This window comes from Pseudomonadales bacterium (genome assembly GCA_024234165.1).
Taxonomy (GTDB): domain Bacteria; phylum Pseudomonadota; class Gammaproteobacteria; order Pseudomonadales; family UBA5518; genus UBA5518.
Window position 1 is genome coordinate 253,488 of the sequence record JACKOP010000003.1, and the last position, 19,165, is coordinate 272,652.

Consider the following 19,165-nt stretch of genomic DNA (forward strand, 5'->3'; position numbering starts at 1 on the left):
CCTGCGGCACACGCCCCCCGATGCCAAGGCATCGCCCCACGCTTCACGTCGTTTTACGACGCCCTCTTCAGCCCGGCGATTGCTTCCATATCTTGTGTTCGACTTCACGAAACATCCCTACATGCAGTGGTGATGCGCGCGATGCTGCGCCATGCTGCAAGTTGCTTGCGGATCGGGATCCAGTATCTATACTGTATGCGCAAACAGTATGTATGGAGGAACAGTCATGGCGTCGAGCAGCAGCTTCTTCGTGCGCGTCGACTACGAGGAATTCAAGCGTCGCCTGAACCGCAGCCCGGGTTGTGATATCCGTCGCAAGGCCTGGGAGACGGTGATCTACGATGGTGACGGCGACATCTTCGGCATCGTCCACGCTGCGGCAATCGACGACAAGGGGCGTGTGCACCCCACCGAGTATTACCTGCGCCGGCTCGATCCGCCGCACCGGTATCCGCGTCTGGTGGCCTGATTGGCAGCGGGCACGGGGTGTCGCAAAACTCCCTGAACATTCACGTGATCTGCGCGTGACGACACCTTCGCACCGGTGGGACGCCGTGAATGCATCCCTGCAGGCTCGAGTGCCGCATCCCTGCGGCACACGCCCCCGATACGACGGTGTCGCCACACGCCCCATAGCGTTTTGCGACACCCTTTTCAGCCTTGCGCAAGCCGCTGTCGCCAGACGGGGTCGGCGACGGCGATGAAATCACCGTTGTACCAGTGTGGCCGGTACACATAGCCGAGCCGTTGCCACCCGGCGTCGTAGACCGCACCACCGGCAGCCTCGACGATCGCCTGCCCGGCCGCGCTGTCCCAGCCGCAGGTGCGGGTGCGGCGCAGATACACGTCGGCGTCTCCCTCTGCGAGGCGGCAGAACTTGACTGCTCCCGGCTCGGCGACGATCCGGGTGTCGATTCCGTGCGTGGCGAGCCGTGGCGCCAGTTCGGCATGCAGCGTCCCGGTCTGTCCCGGACTCACCAGCACCCGGCAGGGCGCGTCCTGGCTGGCAGTGGCCGCGTGGATCGGTTCGTGGTCGCGCCACGCGCCGAAGCCGGCAGCGCCCTGGTAGAGCGTTGCACTGGTCGGCAGGCAGATCAGACCGAAGCACGGATAGCCGTCGCTGATCAGGGCGATGTTCACGCTGAACGCCTCGCTGCCGCGCAGGAACTCACGCGTACCATCGAGCGGGTCGACGAGCCAGAATCGCGTGGCGCCACCGGGGTCGTGTTCACCTTCCTCACTGATCACGGGCACGCTGGCATCGAGTGGTGCGAGGTGCTGCGTGATCGCGCGCGAGGCGGCATGGTCTGCCGCACTGACCCAGCTGCCGTCGGGCTTGCGCTGGCGTTGCAGCGTCGCATCGCGCAGCTCGAGGATGGCGGCACTGGCAGCGCGCGCTGCCGCGACGGCCGCGGAGTGCCAGCGTGCAGGCAACCCGTTCAGAATTTCCCCGAGGCGGCGAGACGCTCGCGGGCGAGGAACAGCGCCGCCACCGCGTAAGCCTCGTGCAGGGTGCCGCTTTGCTGCAGGTCGATCAGTTCGTCGAAGCTGTGGGTACTCACTATCAAGGGTTCCGGCTCGTCGCCAGGCAGGCGTTTCGGGAACAGGTCGCGCGCAAGCACGATGGCCATGCGATTGCCCATGTACGAGGGGGACAGTGTCAGCTCGCACAGCAGTTCGAGCTGGCGCGCACCGTGACCGGTCTCCTCCATCAGTTCACGGTTCGCCGCGTCGAGGATCGATTCCTCGGCATGTACGGCCCCCTTGGGGAACGACAGATAGTAATCACCCACTCCGGCCCCGTACTCGGTCACCAGCAGCATTTTGTCCGAGTCGTCGACCGCAACGACCATCACGGCACCGTGGAAGCCGGGGTTGAGCCGTTCGTACGTGCGCTCGACGCCGTTGCCGAAGCGCAGCTTCTGCTCCTGCACATGGAACAGCCTGGTGTGGCTGACCCAGCGTGCAGCAAGGATCTCGGGTTGGTGTGAATTGCCCATGCGGCATCCGTCGAGCAAGGGGAAACGACGGTCACACTATACGCGATGCGTCGTGGCGCGCCGCCTGAAGCACTCTAGAATGGCGGCCAACACCCCGAGGTAACTGCCGATGATCGACTGGGATGCGATCGACACCGTGCTGCTCGACATGGACGGTACGCTGCTCGATCTGCACTTCGACAACTTCTTCTGGCTCGAGCACCTGCCGCGACGCTACGCCCGGATCCACGAGCGCGACGAGGATGCGGCGCGCCTCGAGCTGGCGGAACGCTTTCGCGCCGAGCAGGGTTCCCTGAACTGGTACTGCGTGGATCACTGGTCGCGTGAGCTCGGACTCGACGTGAGTGCACTCAAGCGCGAGGTGCGCCACCTGATTGCCGTGCGCCCCTACGTCGAGGAGTTCCTCGCGCGGTTGCACGCGAGCCGGCAGCGCGTGATGCTGGTCACCAACGCACACCACAAGAGCCTCGAGCTGAAGCTGGCGCACGTCGGTCTGGAGCGCTGGTTCGATGCGATCGTGTCGTCGCACGACTTCCGTCGCGCGAAGGAGGAACCCGGCTTCTGGGCTGCGCTGGCAGCGGTGGAGCCGTTCGATCCGGCGCGCACGCTGCTGGTCGACGACAACCACACGGTGCTGCAGTCGGCGCATGAGTACGGCATCCGTCATCTGCTCACGCTGCTGCAGCCGGACAGCCGGCGCGAGTTGCGCAGCGGGCTGCACTTTCCGGCGATCCTGCATTTCGACGAGATCATGCCGGCAGCGGAGCGCGGCGATGGGTGATGAGCGCGTGCGGCTCGACAAATGGCTGTGGGCGGCGCGCTTCTTCCGCACGCGCAGCCTCGCGAAGCAAGCCATCGAGGGCGGCAAGGTGTGGTACGACGGGGCACGCACGCGCGTATCGAAGGAGGTGCACACAGGTGCGCAACTGCGCATCCGCCAGGGCTTCGACGAAAAGACCGTGATCGTGCGGGCCCTGGCTACCGAACGGCGGGGCGCGCCGGAAGCGGCGTTGCTTTACCAGGAGACCACGGCCAGCATCGAGGCGCGCAGCGTGGCGAGCGAGCAGCGCCGCCTCGAACGCACCGGGGTCAGCGCTCCGCCACAGCGGCCCGGCAAGCGCGAGCGCCGGCTGATCCAGCGCTTTCGCGAGCGAAACGAACCATGAACCGTCCCGACGCCGATGTGCTGCTCGGCTTCCACTTCGAGACGGCCGCCGTGCGCGGGCACCTGGTGCGTCTCGAATCCAGCCTCGCCGAGATTCTCGGCCAGCATTTCTATCCGGCGCCCGTGGCGGCGTTGCTCGGTGAAACCCTGGCTGCGAGCGTGCTGCTTGGTGCAACGATCAAGTTTGCCGGCTCGCTCGGCGTGCAGGCGAAGAGTGCCGGACCGATCGCGCTCCTGTTCGCCGAGTGTACCCACGAGCGCTGCCTTCGTGGCTACGCGCAGCTCGCCGACGGTGCGCTTGGCGAGGCGTTTCCCGATCTGCTGGCTGCCGGTACGCTGGTGATCACGATCACCCCCGACGCCGGCCAACGCTACCAGGGAATCGTGCCGCTCGACGCACCACGGCTGGCCGGGTGTCTGGAGCACTATTTCGGGCAGTCGGAGCAGCTGCCGACCTGCATTGTGCTCGCTGCCGACGGTGAGCGGGCGGCAGGTCTGCTGTTGCAGGTGCTGCCCGGCCGGGCCGAAGATGAAAGTCACGCGCTCCGCTGGGAGCATCTGTGCCAGCTCACGCGTACGCTTGGCCAGGACGAATTGCTCGCCGAGCCGTTCACGACCGTTCTGTACCGGCTCTTCCACGAGGAGCGCGTGCGCGTGCACGAGCCCGAGGTGGTGCGCTTCGGCTGCCGCTGTTCGTACGAGCGAGCCGCAAACACGCTGCGCGCGTTGGGCGCGACCGAAGTGCACGCCGTGTTCGCCGAGCAGGGAGCCGTCCTGATCCACTGCGAGTTCTGTCAGCAGGAGTACCGTTTCGACGCCGCCGCGCTCGAGGCCCTGTTCCCGCGTGCGCACGGCGAGGCCATATGTCGGGATGAATCCCGACCTACGGATGGCCTGTTCCCGCGTGCGCGCGGCAAGCCTCTGCATTGATCGGAATTGTTGCGGTTTTCGCGCGCCAGACCTTTTTGCCATAATGTTGGCTGCTGCCGAGGGGCGTCCGATCGATGCGCGCTTGCGCCGGTCGGTGTCCAATCATCCTGATCCATCGGGCTACATAGGATTTCCGGAATGGAAACTGCGACGATTTCTACCAGCACCGTGTATACAGACCTGAGCTCCGCGCTCCTCGTCGAGCACGCGGTGCGCCGCAATGAGGGCCACCTGGCGAATACCGGGGCGTTCGTAGTGACCACCGGCAAGCGTACCGGACGCTCGCCTGCGGACCGCTTCATCGTCGACGAGCCGGGCACCAGCGCATCGATCGACTGGGGTCCGATCAACCGCAAGTTCGACGCCGGGAAGTTCAACGCGCTGTGGGATCGTGTCGTCGAGTTTGCGTCCGCGCGCGACCGCTTCGTGGCACACCTGCACGTGGGCGCCGATCCCCAGTACTACGTTCCGATCCGGGTCACGACCGAAGACGCGTGGCAGAACCTGTTTGCCCGCAACATGTTCATCCGTCCGGACCAGTACAACCCGCGCGCGAAGGCAGAGTGGCAGGTTCTGAACGTGCCGTCCTTCGTCTGCGTACCGGAGCGGGACGGCACCAATTCCGACGGTGCAGTGATCATCGACTTTGCGCAGCGCAAGGTCCTGCTGGCGAACATGCGCTATGCGGGAGAGATGAAGAAGGCGATGTTTTCGGTGCAGAACTTCCTGCTGCCCGAGCGCGATGTGTTGCCGATGCACTGTGCGGCCAATGTGGGCGAGAGCGGTGACGTTGCACTGTTCTTCGGTCTGTCGGGCACCGGCAAGACCACGCTGTCGGCCGACCCGGATCGCTATCTGATCGGCGACGACGAACACGGCTGGGCCGAGGGTTCGGTATTCAACATCGAGGGCGGCTGCTACGCGAAGACGATCAACCTCAGCCACAAGAACGAGCCGTTGATCTGGGAGGCGATCCGCTTCGGCGCGATCGTCGAGAACGTGGTCACCGACCAAGTGCTGCGGATCGCCGATTACACGGATACCTCGCTGACCGAGAACGGGCGCTGCTGCTACCCGCGCGAGCACATCGAGAAGCGCGCGGAGAAGAACGCCGCCGGTGAGCCGCGCGCGGTGATCTTCCTCACCTGCGATGTCACGGGGGTGCTGCCGCCGCTGTCCATCCTGTCCAAGGAAGCCGCTGCATACCACTTCCTGAGCGGCTATACGGCACTTGTCGGTTCCACCGAGATGGGTTCCGGCAGCGGCATCAAGTCCACGTTCTCGACCTGCTTCGGTGCGCCGTTCTTTCCGCGTCCGGCGCACGTCTACGCGGATCTGCTGATGCGCCGTGTCGAGAAGTTCGGCAGCCAGGTCTACCTGGTCAATACCGGCTGGACCGGGGGCAGCGGTGGTGTGGGCGGCAAGGGGCACCGCTTCCCGATCCCGACCACGCGCGCGATCATCGCGGCGATCCAGAGCGGCGTGCTGGTTGGCGCACCGACCGAGCGGCTGCCGGGGCTGAACCTCGATATCCCGAAATCGGTGCCGGGCGTCGACGCGCAGATCCTGAATCCGCGCAACACCTGGGAAGACAAGGACGCCTACGCTGCGCAGATGCGCGGTCTGATCGACCTGTTCCTGCAGAATTTCCGCAAGTTCAGCGGGGTTTCGGCGGCGATCATCACGGCAGGCCCGCACCTGCCGGACTGAGTTCCGTGGTGGGTTGGCGCCGCATCGTGCAGCGCCAACCCCTGGTCCCTGTCGGAGCTGGACTGCGGACCTTCAGAGGATTTCACAAAACGCCACGAGGTGCGTGGCAATGCCTTCGCACTGGGGGGCGTGTGCCGCAGGGATGCGGCACTCGAGCCTGCAGGGATGCATTTACGGCGTCCCACCGGTGCGAAGGCGTTGTCACGCGCCAGTCATGTCAGTGTCAGCGGTCGACGGACTTTCGCGACAGCCTCTTCAACGGGTCTTTGCGATCACGTTGTCCGCGTACCAGCGCATCTGGCCCAGTTTCTCTTCCAGCGAGGTATCCGGGTCCTTGTTGTAGACGTTGCGAAACGCAATGATCACTTCGTCGACGCCGATGTCCTCGAGACGCTTGATGCCGTCGGCCGAGAACGCCTCCGCGCCCATGCCGTGGACTTCGAACGGCGTCTTCTCGCGGCCGTATTCCGCACGCAGCGTCCGCAGCGTCTTCACGTAACCGGCCAGATCGTCGAGCGAGGCGCCTGCAGCGACCCAGCCGTCGCCGATGCGTGCGGCGCGCTTCAGCGCGATGTCCGTATGCCCGCCGATCAGGATCGGTACCGGCTTCGTTGGTACCGGGCAGAGCTTGATCGGTGCCATCTGGAAGATCTGCCCCTCGTAGCCGAAATAGTCTCCGCTCATCAGACCGCGGATGATCTCGATCATCTCGTCCATGCGCTGGCCACGCTTCTCGTACGGGATCTGGCACGCGGCGAAATCCTCGGGCCATGGACTCAGCCCCACGCCGAGCACGATACGGTTGTTGCTGAGGACGGCGAGGCTCGACAACTGTTTCGCGACGATCGCCGGCTGGCGGATCGGCAGCTTCACCACCGAGGTGGTGATGCGCAGCTTGCTCGTGACCGCTGCCACCGCAGCCATCGCGATGAATACCTCGAGGAACGGCACACCGTCGAGGAAGTCACGGCTGCCGTCGGCGTTGTATGGATACTGCGCGTCGCTTTCCTTCGGGTAGCAGATGCTGTCGGGTAGCGTGAAGCTGTCGAAGCCCATTTCCTCGGCCGCACGGGCGAGCGGCAGGTACTGGTCGGGTGCGGGCATGGAAGCGTGGAAAGCAAAGCGCATGGTCTGGTCCTCCTGTTCGGCTTGCAATGCCCGCTGTGAGCGGCGGGTGGATGGCGCATCGCGGATCGGCAAGGCAGGTCTGCGCTGCAGGCCGTCCGGGCGTGCTGACGATAACGCATCGGCTTGCTGCTTTGATAGTCGCCGTGGTTTTGCCACCACGAAGCAAAGGGTATGCTTGCGGGCAGCCCCCGGTGTCGCGATCACCGCCATCTGTACCGGGAGCGGGGGAGGTGGATCATGCTGGACATGCAAGCCGTGCGCGCAGGCCTGCTGGGCAAGCGCACCGAACTCGAGGAGCGCGTGAGGCGCATCAATGCCGACCTGCGCCGGCGCGAGGAGCCGATGTCGGCGGATTTCGGCGAGCAGGTGGTGGAGCAGGAAAACCTCGATGCGCTGTACGCAATCGAGTCCGAAGCGCGCCTGGAGCTCAGGAAGGTCGACTCTGCCCTCGAGCGCATCGAGCGCGGAGACTATGGTGTGTGCAGCCGCTGTGGAGGGCCGATCGGCGCTGCACGGCTGCTGGCGTTGCCGCATGCAGATGCCTGCATCGCCTGCGCAGACTGATCCGGGAGAGATCCAGCCATGTCCGTACAGCCACTTGCACCCGAACTGCTGTGCTGTCGAACCGATCCCGCGACGCTGGGATTCCGCTCGACCGAGGAGTTGCCCGACATCGATTCCGCCGCGATGGGGCAGGATCGGGCGATCGCAGCCATCGAGTTCGGCGTCGGCATGCAACGTGAAGGCTACAACCTTTATGTGGCCGGTCCGACCGGCATCGGCAAACGCACGCTGGTCGACCATCTGCTTGCACAGCATGCAGCCAGGCGCGGAGAGCCTTCCGACTGGTGCTATGTGAACAATTTCGAGGACGCTTCGCGTCCGCGTGCGCTGAGCCTGCCGGCCGGCAAGGGCGTGCAGCTCAAGCGCGACATGGAAAAGCTGATCGAGCGCATGCTGGTCACGGTGCCGAACGTATTCCGCGGTGATGAGTACCGACGCCGCATCACGGAGATCCAGGAGGAGTACCAGGAAAAGGAGGCGAAGCAGTTCAGCGACCTCAACGAGGCGGCACGCGCTCGCGCCATGGTGGTGATCCGCACTCCGGGCGGTTACACGATCGGTCCGCTGCGAGACGGCAAGCTGATGACACCGGCGCAGTTCAACGAACTGTCGCGCGCCGAGCAGGACGCGGCGAAGGCGGTGATCGAGGAACTGAACCACCGCCTGAAGTCGATCATCGAAAGCATCCACGGCTGGCAGGAGGAGAGCGTCGAGCGGGTCAAGGCGATCGACAACGAGTTCATCCACGACATCATCGATCCGATGCTGGCCGCGCTGAAGTCGCGCTACCGGGAGTACCCGGGCGTGCTGGCGTTCCTCGACGCCGCCCTGCAGGACATGGCCGAGAATGTCTGGGATTTCATGCCCGGCGAGCCGCAGGAAGGCAATGTGCCGCTGCGCAAGCAGGTGTTCGCGAACGAACACCTGCGCTACCACATCAACGTGCTGGTCGACCACGATGGCCAGCGCGGCATGCCGGTGCTTTATGAAGACAATCCGACGCTGCAGAACGTGCTCGGACGCATCGAACACATCGCCCAGATGGGCACACTGCTGACCAATTTCAGCCTGATCAAGCCCGGTGCGCTGCATCGGGCCAATGGCGGCTACCTGGTGCTCGATGCGCGCAAGATATTGATGAACTCCTTCGTGTGGGACGGCCTGAAGCGCGCGATCCGCTCGCGCGAGATCCGCATCGAATCGATCGAGCACATCCTCGGCATGGTTTCGACCACCTCGCTCGAGCCGGAGCCGATCCCGCTCGACGTGAAGATCGTGCTGGTCGGCGACCGCTACCTGTATCACCTGCTGCAGCACTACGATCCCGAGTTCAGCCTGTATTTCAAGGTCAACGCGGATTTCAGCGACGGCATCGATCGCAGTCCGGAAGCGATCGTGCCCTATGCGCGCATCATCGCCACACTGGCGCGGCGCGAGAAGGCGCGTCCGCTGTCCGCTGGCGGGGTCGCGCGCGTCATCGATCGCAGCTCGCGCAGCGCCGAGGACGCCTCGAAGCTGTCGCTGCACCTGGGGGGTCTGGTCGACCTGATCCTGCAGGCCGACTTCTGGGCCGGGCGTGACGCCAGTGCGCTGGTGGAGGCACACCATGTCGACCAGGCGATCGCGCAGTACCGGTTCCGCAACAACCGCTACCAGGAGCTGCTCGGCGAACAGATCCACAAAGGCGTGATGCTGCTTGCCACCGAAGGCACCCAGGTCGGGCAGATCAACGGACTGTCGGTGATCCAGCTCGGCGACTACAGCTTCGGTCGGCCGTCGCGCATCACCGCCACTGCGCGTCTGGGGTCGGGCAAGCTGGTGGATATAGAGCGCGAGACCGAGCTCGGCGGCCCCCTGCACTCGAAGGGAGTGATGATCCTCGGCAGTTTCCTGGCACGCCGTTACGCACACAGCCAGCCACTGGCGCTGTCGGCGAGCATCGTGTTCGAACAATCCTACGGCCGGGTGGACGGCGACTCGGCGTCGATGGCGGAACTGGTCGCCCTGCTGTCGGCAATCGCCGGCATTCCGATCCGCCAGGATCTGGCGATGACCGGTTCGGTGAATCAGCTTGGCGAGATGCAGGCCATCGGTGGCGTGAACGACAAGATCGAGGGTTTCTTCGATGTCTGCGTGGCGCGTGGGTTGAGTGGTACGCAGGGGGTGGTGATCCCGCGCGCGAACGTGCAGCACCTGATGCTGAAACCCGAGGTCGCAGCGGCGGCATGTGCGGGGCGCTTCCATGTCTACGCCGTCGACGGCGTGGACGAGGCGCTGGAACTGCTCACCGGGGTGCCTGCCGGGGCACCGCTGGACGGTGACCGCTTCGAGGCCGATTCGGTGAACGAACGCGTGCGTCAGCGGCTGCACGAACTGGCCGAGATCGGCCGTCGGCACGCGGGCGAACAGTCACCGGCAAGCGAGGCGAAGCCATGAACGGCAGCGGGAATCCGGGCGGCAACCCGCTGCGGCGCATGATGCTGGCGCTGGATGCGCTGAGTTGCGAAACCGCACTGATCGAGGCTGCCGCCCTGATCGCAGCCAAGCTCGAGGCCGAACTCGACGCCCTGTTCGTCGAGGATGACGATGTCTACCGGGTGGCAGACCTGCCGATCACGCGGGAAATCTCGTTGTCCTCGGCACGCGAGCGCGAGATCAGCGCGTCGCGGGTCGAGCAGACGTTGCGCGGCCTGTCACGCGAGGCAGAGCGACGCTTTGGTGCCGCGACGCAGCGCAGCCGCGTCAAGGGTCACTTCCACGTCACGCGTGCACGCCGCGATGAGGCGATCGGTGCGGCGGCGCTGCAGGTCGATCTGTTGTTGCTGCAGCCGCGCAAACCCACCCTCGTGCGTGTGCTCGTGCGCGACAACCGGCCACCGCGCGTATTCGTGCTGTGCGGACAGACCCCGGCCAGTCGCCGTGCGCTCGAGCTCGGTGCACGGCTCGCGCGCGACGATCACCATGTGCTCGAGGTGATCGTCGCGGGAGAAGTCGACGCCGAGCTGCGTCGCGAGCTGGAAAGGTCGGGGTTGATCGTGGTCGTCCGTGAACACCCGCCACAGAGTGCCGCGCTCGCGATGCTGGCCGACGTCGACAACCGGTCGGGAGCCACCGTGCTCGTGGCCGGTGATCTGCTTGCTGCAGACAGCCGTAATCCTGCCCTGGAATGCCTGTCGCAGTTGCGCTGCCAGGTGTTGCTGGTGAACTGAGGCAGATTTCCTTACGAACTCAACGGTGAATTCCCGCCGAAGCCTCTGCTACGATGGCCGGGAAATCCACCAGACACAGCGGAGTGATTACCCATGACGATCAAGGTTGGCGATCGCATCCCCTCGGCTACCCTGAAAAGGATGGGCGAGAAGGGGCCTGAAAACATTGGCACCGAAGAGCTCTTCCGTGGCCGCAAGGTCGTGCTGTTCGCGGTGCCTGGTGCCTTCACTCCGACCTGCACGGAGGCGCATCTTCCCGGCTACGTGGTGAACGCGGACCGGATCAAGGCCAAGGGAGTCGACACGATCGCCTGCATGGCGGTCAACGACGTGTTCGTGATGAATGCGTGGGGCAAGTCGCAGAATGCCGAGGAACTGCTGATGCTGGCTGACGGCAACGCGGATTTCACCAGGGCGCTCGGACTCGAACTCGACGCCAGCGGTTTCGGCATGGGCACGCGTTCGCAACGCTTTGCACTGGTCGCCGAAGACGGCGTGGTGCGCCACCTCGCGGTGGAGCCGAACCCGGGGCTGGACGTGTCGGCTGCCGACAAGATTCTCGAAGTGCTCTGATACAGGAGTCGCGATGATGGATGCACCGGTACGTGCGGGTGAAGTCCCGATCGCGTGTGATGTGGAGCAGGGCAAGAGCTACTGGTGGTGCAGTTGCGGACGTTCGGCGCGGCAACCGTTCTGTGACGGTTCGCACAAGGGTACGAGTTTCACGCCGTTGCGCTATGACGCCGCCGAGACGCGTACCGTGTATTTCTGTGCCTGCAAGCTCAGCGTGAACCGGCCAGTCTGCGATGGAAGTCACAAGCGCAGCTGAAATCCGGCCCGAAGGCCTGCGGGTTCGGGTGATGGAGGTGGGATCGTGAACGCCTTTGTGCCTCCCGCTGCCCAGGCAGCGCTGGTCGACCGCTTCGGTCGTCGCGTCGATTATGTGCGGATCTCGGTTACCGATCGCTGCGATTTCCGCTGCGTGTACTGCATGGCGGAAGACATGCAGTTTCTGCCGCGCAGTGAAATCCTCAGCCTGGAAGAATTGGCGATGGTCGCCGAGACCTTCGTCGGGCTCGGCGTGAAGAAGATCCGCCTGACCGGTGGCGAGCCGCTGGTCAGGCACAACGTGCTGTGGCTCTGCGAGCGGATTGCGGCACTGCCCGGTCTGCGTGAGCTGGTGCTCACGACCAACGGGTCGCAACTGGTGAAGCTGGCGAAGCCGTTGCGCGCCGCCGGAGTGAAGCGGCTGAACATCAGCCTCGACAGCCTGGATCCGGCGCGCTTCCGGGCGTTGACGCGCACCGGCGAGCTGGCGGTCGTACTGGCAGGAATCGACACCGCGCTGGCGACCGGTTTCGATCGGATAAAGCTGAACAGCGTGATCCTGCGTGGCAGCAACGACCACGAGGTGCTCCCTCTGCTCGAGTTCGCGCGCGAACGCGGCACCGACATCACGTACATCGAGGAAATGCCGCTGGGGCACATGGAAAGCCGCGATCGTGCGCTGAGTTTCTGCTCCAGTGACGAGGTGCGCGCGATCATCCGCACACGCCATGAGCTCGAGGCGGTTGCCGACGACAGCGGTGGCCCGGCGCGCTACTACCGCATGCCGGACAGCCCGATCCGGGTGGGATTCATTTCACCGCACAGTCACAATTTCTGCCACCTCTGCAACCGGGTGCGGCTCACGGTCGAGGGCCGTCTGCTGCTTTGCCTCGGCAACGAACACTCTGCGGACCTGCGCGCCGTGATGCGTGCGCGTCCCGGTGATCGTGAAGCCCTGGCGGCGGAGATCGTGCGCGCGATCGAGCTGAAGCCGGAGAAGCACCATTTCGATCTGAATGCCGAACCGCAGATCGTGCGGTTCATGAACATGACCGGCGGCTGAGCCGGAGCCCCTCGGCTGCCTCTACCCGAGTTCGACCACGACCGGTGCGTGGTCCGAGGGACGCTCCAGCCGGCGCGGCGCCTTGTCGATCGTGCACGAGCGACAGCTCGGCGCAAGCGTCGACGACAGCAGGATGTGGTCGATGCGCAGACCGAGGTTGCGCCGGAACGCGAGTCCGCGGTAGTCCCACCACGAATAGCTCTTCTCCGGTTGCTCGAAGCAGCGAAACGCATCCACGAGTCCCAGTGCGAGCAGCTCGCCGAATGCCGCACGCTCGGCGCTGCTGCACAGGATCCTTTCGTGCCACGCCTGCGGATCGTGCACGTCGCGGTCCCCGGGCGCGATGTTGAAGTCGCCGAGCAGTGCCAGTCGTGGCCAGTGCCGCAGTTCGTTGCGCAGCCACGCGGTGAGTGCCGCCAGCCAGTCGAGCTTGTAGGCGTACTTGTCGCTGCCGACTTCCTGTCCGTTGGGCATGTACGCCGAGATCACACGCGTGTCGCCGAGTGTGGCGGCGATCACCCGCTTCTGTTCGTCTGCCAGCCCGGGAATGTCACGCATGACATCCAGTGCATCGCCGCGATACACGATCGCCACGCCGTTGTAGGTTTTCTGTCCGTTGTGGATGGCGTGATAACCCGCCTGTTCCAGATCGGCGAACGGAAATCCTTCGTCGGTGGTCTTGGTTTCCTGCAGGCACAACGCATCCGGATTCTGCGCCTGCAGCCAGTCGAGCACCTGCGGCAGGCGTACCTTCAGCGAGTTCACGTTCCAGGTGGCGAGCTTCATGCCGGCATCATAACCGCGTGTCGCAGCCTATGGAGGCTGTCGTAAAAACGCGGCAAAGCGCGCAACGATACCTTCACGCCGGTGGGACGCCGTAAATGCATCCCTGCAGGCTCGAGCGCCGCATCCCTGCGGTGCACGCCCCCCGACGTGAAGGTATCGTTGCGCGCTGCCTGCATCGACGATCGAGAGCTCGTTTTGCGACACCCTCTATACTGCGCCCGCCCTGTGCCGGAGTTCCCATCGATGAGCCGAACCGAGTTGCCACCCCGCCTGCCCACGCCGCTGATGACGTCCCCGGCTGCAATTCGGGCCGGCTTCGAGGAGCTGCGCTACATCTGCTCCGCGCAGGCCGCGACCACCGTCTATCTGGCGTATCAACTGCAGAAGCCGGTGCTCGTCGAAGGGCCGCCCGGTGTCGGCAAGACCGAACTCGCGAAGACGCTGGCGCAGTACCTCTCGCTGCCGCTGATCCGCTTGCAGTGCTACGAGGGGCTCGACGAGAGCAAGGCGCTCTACGAGTGGAAGTACGGCAAGCAACTGCTTTACACGCAGGTGCTGAAGGAGCAGCTCGGCGAGCTGCTGAAGGGCGTGCACGGGTTGGCCGAGTCGGTGCAGCGGCTGCACGAGTTCGGCGATGTCTTCTACAGCGAGGAATTTCTCGAACCACGTCCGCTGCTGAAGGCGATGCGGGCAGACGACGGAGCGCTGCTGCTGATCGACGAGATCGACAAGGCCGACCAGGAGTTCGAGTCCCTGCTGCTGGAGATGCTTTCCGACTACCAGTTGTCGGTACCGGAGATCGGCACCGTGCGCGCACGTCACACGCCGCTGGTGATCCTGACCAGCAACAGCACGCGCGAGATCAGCGACGCACTGAAGCGCCGCTGCCTGCACCTGTATATCCCGTTTCCGGACGCGGCGCTCGAGAACCGCATCGTGCGCGCGCAGGTGCCGGAAGTGGCCGATTCGCTGCGCTCCCAGCTCGTCGGCTTCGTGCAGGCAGTGCGTGAACTCGATCTGAAGAAGCCCCCGGCAGTCAGCGAAAGCATCGACTGGGCGCGTGCACTGCTGTTGCTGCACGCGCATGCGCTCGATGCGGCGCTGGTGCGCGAGACGCTGAATGTGCTGTTGAAGTTCGAGGACGATATCCAGGCGGTTGCAGAGAACCTGCAGACGCTGCTTGGTCGCGCGCAGGCAGCCACGCGCTGATGGAGCGCGTGCTGACGGACTTCGTGCGCGTGCTGCGCAACGCGGGAGTCCGCGTGTCACCGGCCGAGACGCTGGACGCGGCGTATGCACTCGCGTTGTGCGGATACGACGATCGCGCCTTGTTGCAGCAGGCGCTCGCAGCCACGCTCGCCAAGACGATCGACGACAAGCAGTCGTTCGAGGAATGTTTCGCGCGCTTCTTTGCCGGACCTGATCGCACGTCCGTCACGACGCAGCTCGCTCCCTTCGATACTGCCTTGGCCATGCCGGTGACGGGTTCTGTTGGCGCGGCAATCGCAGCGGCAGGCGGAGCCGCCGATCCCGTGCAGCTGCAGCTCGCGATCGATGCGGCTGCCCGCGACGCAGGGATCGAGGCGATGAGCAGCTTCACGCAGCGCGGACTCTACGTGCGCAAGACGCTGGACGCTCTCGGCTGGCAGGAGTTGCAGCAGCGCATCCTCGCGCTCGAACAGATGCCGGCCGGCGTCGAGCCGGGTGCGGTTGCAGCACTCGCGCTGAAACAGTGGAGCGAGTTGCTGCGTGAACGCGTGCGTGAACACGTGGAGCGACACCATCTGCTGTTTGCAGGCACCCAGGCGCGCGAACTGCGTGAATCGGTGCTGCGAACGGCGCGTCTGTCGCAACTCGAGGAGCGTGATCTGGTGCAGATCACGCGCATCGTGCGCCGGATCGCACGTCGGCTCGCGGCGCGTCATGCCGTGCGCCGGCGCGAATACCGGCGTGGGCAGCTCGACCTGCCACGCACGCTGCGAGGGGGCCTCGCGCACGACGGCCTGCTGTTTGCACCGCGCTGGAAAAGCCGCCGTCGCAGCCGTCCTGCACTGATCACGCTGTGCGACGTCAGTGGCTCGGTTAGCGCGTATGCGCGTTTCCTGCTGCTCTTCCTGTACGGGCTGGGCGACGTGCTGCCGCGCGTGCGCAGCTTCGTGTTTTCATCGCAGCTTGTCGAAGTGAGCGAACTGTTCGCGCACAACCGTGCAGAGCATGCGCTGGCGCAGGTGCAGCACCGCTACGCAGGCGGTTCGACCGATTACGGCACGGCGCTGCGCGGACTGCTCGATGCGAGTGGTCGTGACCCGGACGCCGGCGCGACCGTGGTGATCCTGGGCGACGCGCGCAACAACCGTGGCGACCCGGCGCTGCCCGCGTTGCGCGAGATCGGTCGCCGCGCGCGGCGGCTGATCTGGCTCACGCCGGAGCCGGCTCCGCTGTGGGGAACCGGTGACTCGGAGATGTTGCGTTACCGCAGCGCGTGCAGCGAGGTGCGTGTGGTGCAGTCGATCCGCCAGCTCGAACGCTTCGCCGACGACCTGCTGCGCGCTGGCTGAGGCGTCGGCGTTGTCACCCTGGATCGTGCATCAGGGATTCTGATCAGGCCGCGGCCCTTGCTCGCCAGACCCGGCGCCACGCAAGCCACCACGCCCGGCGCCATGGAATCTGCCGCGATCACCCGATTCCGGACCACGGAATCGGCCGTGCTCTTGCGGATTCGAGCCGCGGAAACTACCGCGCCCCTCGCCTTCCATGCCCCGCGACTCGCTGCGTTCACCGCGCTCCGCGCCACGGAATCCGCTGCGTCGTTCGCCGGCTCCCCAGCCATGCAAGCCGCCGCGGGGTGCGGCGCGCGGCTGCATGCGTGCGTCGTCGCTCGTGCGTTCGCCGATGCCCGCTGCTTGCGGTGCCGGCCGTTCGTATGCGCCCGCGCGCGAGGCGTCGCCCGGTGCCGGATGAGACGTCTGCCATTGGCGCCGCCCGAAACGACCTTGATGCTGCTCTGTACGCTCCGGTGGTGGTGCGACTTGCTCCGGTTGCTCCTGGCGCGGCTGGATGCGCTCGTGGCGTGGGCGGATCGTTTCTGCGCGTGGCTGTGTCCACTGCTGGGTTTCCTGCAGCAGACGTTCGCGCGCTTCGCGGTGCCCGTCAGCTCCGTCGGTGTGCCGTTGCGGGAGCGCAGCATCTGCAGCGGGATTCGTTTCGTGGCTCCGGTGGATACGCTCGCGCACCCGATCATCCCGGGATTCGCTGCCGCTGTGGAGCATGCCGCCCGAGTGCTGCCGCCCTTGCAGCAGACCGTGTGGCCTCACTGCGTCCTCGCGGGTGTCATGACTGCGCCACGTGTTGCGATCGCGCCGGTGGTCGGGGTCGCGATGGTCGCTGCGCAGGCGCTGGGTCCGTTCCGAACGAAACTGCGGGTCATGTTCCGGAACCCGGTCGTGTTCGTGCTCGTCGGCACGACCCCGGTCGTGATTGCCGTAACGAAACCCGTCGTGATCGCCCCGTCGCTCGCCGTAGTCGTGCCGGTACACCGGGCGGGCGTCAGTCGGTACGTAGCGATGTTCCACGGCGCGGTTGGGGTACCGGTGGCCGCGGCGATGCTGGTAGTCGTGCACCCACACATGGTGAACCGGTGGCGGGCGACGGTAGTAGAACGGTCTGTGTGGCACCACGCGCACGCGGTGCGTCGGCCAGTCCCAGTCGCCGAAGAAGAAGTTGACGCCGAGGCTGATTCCGGAGCCCCAGTAGAAACCGCTGAAGTTGCTGTAACCAGACGCCAGTCCGTAGCCCGGCCACGGACCCCACGTGACCGGTCGATACTGCGGCCACCACCACGAGCCGTAGATCGTCAACGGATCGTAGTACGGCACGTAGACCAGATCCTGGCGCACGGGCCGCACGACGATCACCTCGCGTTCGCGCACTACGCGTACCTTGTCGTTCGAACGCAGATTGCCGGCAGCGTAAGCGCGATTGCGCAGCGCCTGCACGGTATCCATCACCTGTTGTTGCTGTGCGAGGAAGGCATCGCCGAGGCGTTCGGTCCAGTCGAGGTCGGCTTCCATCTGCTCCAGTACGTTCGGGAACGCGAGCAGTGACTGCACGCTCGGATCCCAGTCGCGCCCCTCGGCCGCACGTACCGCGTCCTGTCCGTGCAGGTCCGGATTGTCACGCAGGAACCGCGCCGCCTGCACGACCTCGAGCGGGTAGGTGGCTGCCATCAGGATCTGCGACAGCAACTGATCCGGATACAGTGCGATCGGCGCCAGCATCTGATCGAGTTCCGCCTGCGCGAATGGCACCACCTCCTGCGATTTCGCGACGGATGCGCCGGACGAGACGGCCAGCACCAGCGCCATCAGCCAGCCGAACAGGGTCTTCATCGTGATGCTCCCGAAGGTGATTCCGCCGATTAGAACGCGCAGGGTGTTGTCTGGTTGACCTGTGTGATTATTGCCACGGCACCGCTCTCGACGACATTACCCCCGTGGCAGTTCCATTCATCGCCGGGCGCTCCGGTGACTTCCGCCTTCAGTGCTCCAGCGCGATGTCGTAGTGATCCGTGTAGAAGCGGAACGCATCGCGGATTCCCTGCTCGCTCAGTCCGTAGTCGGCAGGATGGTAGCTGTGGGTACCGAAGCGTCCGCGCGGCTTGCGCTGCAGGTATTCCCGGATCGAATCGGCGAAAGCCGGATGGAAGCTCAGCCCGAAGCGATCGTAGACGGCCTCGATGGTGGTGACCGGATTCTTCATCAGTGACTGGAAATGGACGTCGACGATCCGGTCTGCCGCAATGGTGCCGTTCGCGCGTTCCTCGATCACCTTGCGCAGCGTCGCCGAATAACCACCGACGACGAGCTGTGCGACCAGTGCCGGGTCCACGCCGTCGGCGCGGCTTGCGCGCATCAGCGTCGACAGGCTCACCGTCGAGGGAACCGACTTCAGTGGGTCGCGGTGGGTGTGGATGATCAGCAGATCCGGGTATTGCGCGAGCAACTGGTCCAGCGCACCAAGGTGTGCCGGTGATTTCAGCAGCCAGCGGCGCGGGTGCTGATCCTGGCCCTGCAGCAACTGCAGGATCGAACGGTGCCATGGATAGGCACTGCGTGGTCGCGCCTCGGCGCGCCAGCGCAGCCAGTCCCACGCGCCATAGAGCATCGCCCACCAGTCGGTGCTGAAGTCGCTGTCGAGGAAGCGGATGCATTCCACGGGCAGATCCCAGCGGTACTCGTGTGCGGCGCTGAGCGCCGGCTGGATGTCGACCCAGAACTCGTTCACCGTTTCGGCGATCTGCCCGCGCGTGACCGTGCCGCCCAGCGTTGCAGCGGGCGGTTCGACCGGGCTCGCGGCTTCCCAGGCGAGCGGTGCGCGATTGCGGGTATCGAGCGCCAGCAGCTCGAACAGGATCGAGGTGCCGGTACGCCCCTGCCCGGCGATCAGCAGCGGTGCCGTGATGTTCCGCTGCGCGATCGTCGGGTCGTTGCGGTGCGCCGCCGTCACGAACAGCCGGTTGCGCAGTGCGCGCAGCAGATCGGCACGCGTCAGCAATCTCCCCAGCGTGTGCAGCGCGACGTCCTTCTCCAGCGAGGCGACCAGACGGCGAAAGGGTTCCTCCCAGCCGGCATCACCAAAGTCGTCGAGTCCGCTGCCCGCGCAGGCCTCGGCGATCAGTTCGTCGGCGTCGAGCTGCAGCAGCCGCCCGGCGCCACCAACCGCCGCGCCAAGGTAGTTCAGCCGCCGCACCCAGTCCTGTTGCGTGATCTGCATGATGATTTTC

The 19,165-nt window shown here is 65.3% G+C and carries 19 protein-coding genes; 13 read left to right on the top strand and 6 right to left on the bottom strand.

The genetic code is table 11. The features are described from left to right. Positions 1–226 precede the first annotated feature (226 nt). Positions 227–469, top strand: a complete 243-nt coding sequence (locus H7A12_10485) for a hypothetical protein (protein ID MCP5321237.1) — start codon at positions 227–229, stop codon at positions 467–469. Between the two features lie 185 nt (positions 470–654). Here the strand turns inward: H7A12_10485 and H7A12_10490 are convergent, their stop codons facing one another. Then, complete coding sequence (locus H7A12_10490; GenBank protein MCP5321238.1) at positions 655–1,434, bottom strand: 3'(2'),5'-bisphosphate nucleotidase CysQ; 780 nt, start codon at positions 1,432–1,434, stop codon at positions 655–657. A gap of 5 nt (positions 1,435–1,439) precedes the next feature. Next, positions 1,440–2,000, bottom strand: coding sequence for an ADP compounds hydrolase NudE (nudE, locus tag H7A12_10495; protein MCP5321239.1), 561 nt, complete (start codon positions 1,998–2,000; stop codon positions 1,440–1,442). Positions 2,001–2,109: 109 nt separating this feature from the next. Between nudE and yrfG the strand changes: the two genes are divergently transcribed. The 4 genes from yrfG to H7A12_10515 all read left to right on the top strand — a co-directional run bounded on the left by yrfG (position 2,110) and on the right by H7A12_10515 (position 5,805). Further along, positions 2,110–2,781: a GMP/IMP nucleotidase gene (yrfG, locus tag H7A12_10500; protein ID MCP5321240.1), complete on the top strand. Its 672-nt coding sequence runs from the start codon at positions 2,110–2,112 to the stop codon at positions 2,779–2,781. Then, positions 2,774–3,166, top strand: coding sequence for an RNA-binding protein (locus H7A12_10505; GenBank protein MCP5321241.1), 393 nt, complete (start codon positions 2,774–2,776; stop codon positions 3,164–3,166). The genes yrfG and H7A12_10505 overlap by 8 nt, the downstream gene beginning before the upstream one ends. Next, positions 3,163–4,095, top strand: a complete 933-nt coding sequence (hslO, locus tag H7A12_10510) for an Hsp33 family molecular chaperone HslO (GenBank protein ID MCP5321242.1) — start codon at positions 3,163–3,165, stop codon at positions 4,093–4,095. Before H7A12_10505 ends, hslO begins: the two co-directional genes overlap by 4 nt. A 138-nt stretch (positions 4,096–4,233) precedes the next feature. Next, entirely contained in the window at positions 4,234–5,805 is a 1,572-nt protein-coding gene (locus tag H7A12_10515; protein MCP5321243.1) for a phosphoenolpyruvate carboxykinase, read from the top strand. Positions 5,806–6,060: 255 nt separating this feature from the next. Here H7A12_10515 and H7A12_10520 read toward each other — a convergent pair whose 3' ends face one another. Continuing rightward, positions 6,061–6,933: a TIGR03619 family F420-dependent LLM class oxidoreductase gene (locus tag H7A12_10520; GenBank protein MCP5321244.1), complete on the bottom strand. Its 873-nt coding sequence runs from the start codon at positions 6,931–6,933 to the stop codon at positions 6,061–6,063. A gap of 246 nt (positions 6,934–7,179) precedes the next feature. Between H7A12_10520 and H7A12_10525 the strand changes: the two genes are divergently transcribed. The 6 genes from H7A12_10525 to moaA all read left to right on the top strand — a co-directional run bounded on the left by H7A12_10525 (position 7,180) and on the right by moaA (position 12,597). Further along, a complete protein-coding gene (locus H7A12_10525; protein ID MCP5321245.1) occupies positions 7,180–7,497 on the top strand; it encodes a TraR/DksA family transcriptional regulator in 318 nt (105 codons plus the stop codon). 18 nt (positions 7,498–7,515) lie between these two features. Then, positions 7,516–9,933 (top strand): AAA family ATPase, encoded by a 2,418-nt coding sequence (locus H7A12_10530; GenBank protein ID MCP5321246.1) that lies wholly within the window; start codon positions 7,516–7,518, stop codon positions 9,931–9,933. Continuing rightward, a complete protein-coding gene (locus H7A12_10535; GenBank protein ID MCP5321247.1) occupies positions 9,930–10,706 on the top strand; it encodes a hypothetical protein in 777 nt (258 codons plus the stop codon). Before H7A12_10530 ends, H7A12_10535 begins: the two co-directional genes overlap by 4 nt. A gap of 93 nt (positions 10,707–10,799) precedes the next feature. Next, complete coding sequence (locus tag H7A12_10540) at positions 10,800–11,279, top strand: peroxiredoxin (GenBank protein ID MCP5321248.1); 480 nt, start codon at positions 10,800–10,802, stop codon at positions 11,277–11,279. 16 nt (positions 11,280–11,295) lie between these two features. After that, a complete protein-coding gene (locus tag H7A12_10545) occupies positions 11,296–11,535 on the top strand; it encodes a CDGSH iron-sulfur domain-containing protein (protein ID MCP5321249.1) in 240 nt (79 codons plus the stop codon). Positions 11,536–11,592: 57 nt separating this feature from the next. Then, on the top strand, positions 11,593–12,597 hold the full coding sequence (gene moaA, locus H7A12_10550) for a GTP 3',8-cyclase MoaA (protein MCP5321250.1): 1,005 nt from the start codon (positions 11,593–11,595) through the stop codon (positions 12,595–12,597). 21 nt (positions 12,598–12,618) lie between these two features. On the opposite strand, the gene xth is transcribed toward moaA, so the two are convergent. Further along, entirely contained in the window at positions 12,619–13,383 is a 765-nt protein-coding gene (gene xth, locus H7A12_10555; GenBank protein ID MCP5321251.1) for an exodeoxyribonuclease III, read from the bottom strand. Positions 13,384–13,668: 285 nt separating this feature from the next. On the opposite strand from xth, the gene H7A12_10560 reads away from it, so the two are divergent. Beyond that, entirely contained in the window at positions 13,669–14,592 is a 924-nt protein-coding gene (locus H7A12_10560) for a MoxR family ATPase (protein MCP5321252.1), read from the top strand. Continuing rightward, on the top strand, positions 14,592–15,941 hold the full coding sequence (locus H7A12_10565; GenBank protein ID MCP5321253.1) for a VWA domain-containing protein: 1,350 nt from the start codon (positions 14,592–14,594) through the stop codon (positions 15,939–15,941). Before H7A12_10560 ends, H7A12_10565 begins: the two co-directional genes overlap by 1 nt. A gap of 30 nt (positions 15,942–15,971) precedes the next feature. Here H7A12_10565 and H7A12_10570 read toward each other — a convergent pair whose 3' ends face one another. Continuing rightward, entirely contained in the window at positions 15,972–17,771 is a 1,800-nt protein-coding gene (locus H7A12_10570; GenBank protein MCP5321254.1) for a DUF3300 domain-containing protein, read from the bottom strand. 148 nt (positions 17,772–17,919) lie between these two features. Continuing rightward, positions 17,920–19,155, bottom strand: coding sequence for a sulfotransferase (locus tag H7A12_10575; GenBank protein ID MCP5321255.1), 1,236 nt, complete (start codon positions 19,153–19,155; stop codon positions 17,920–17,922). Positions 19,156–19,165 lie beyond the last annotated feature (10 nt).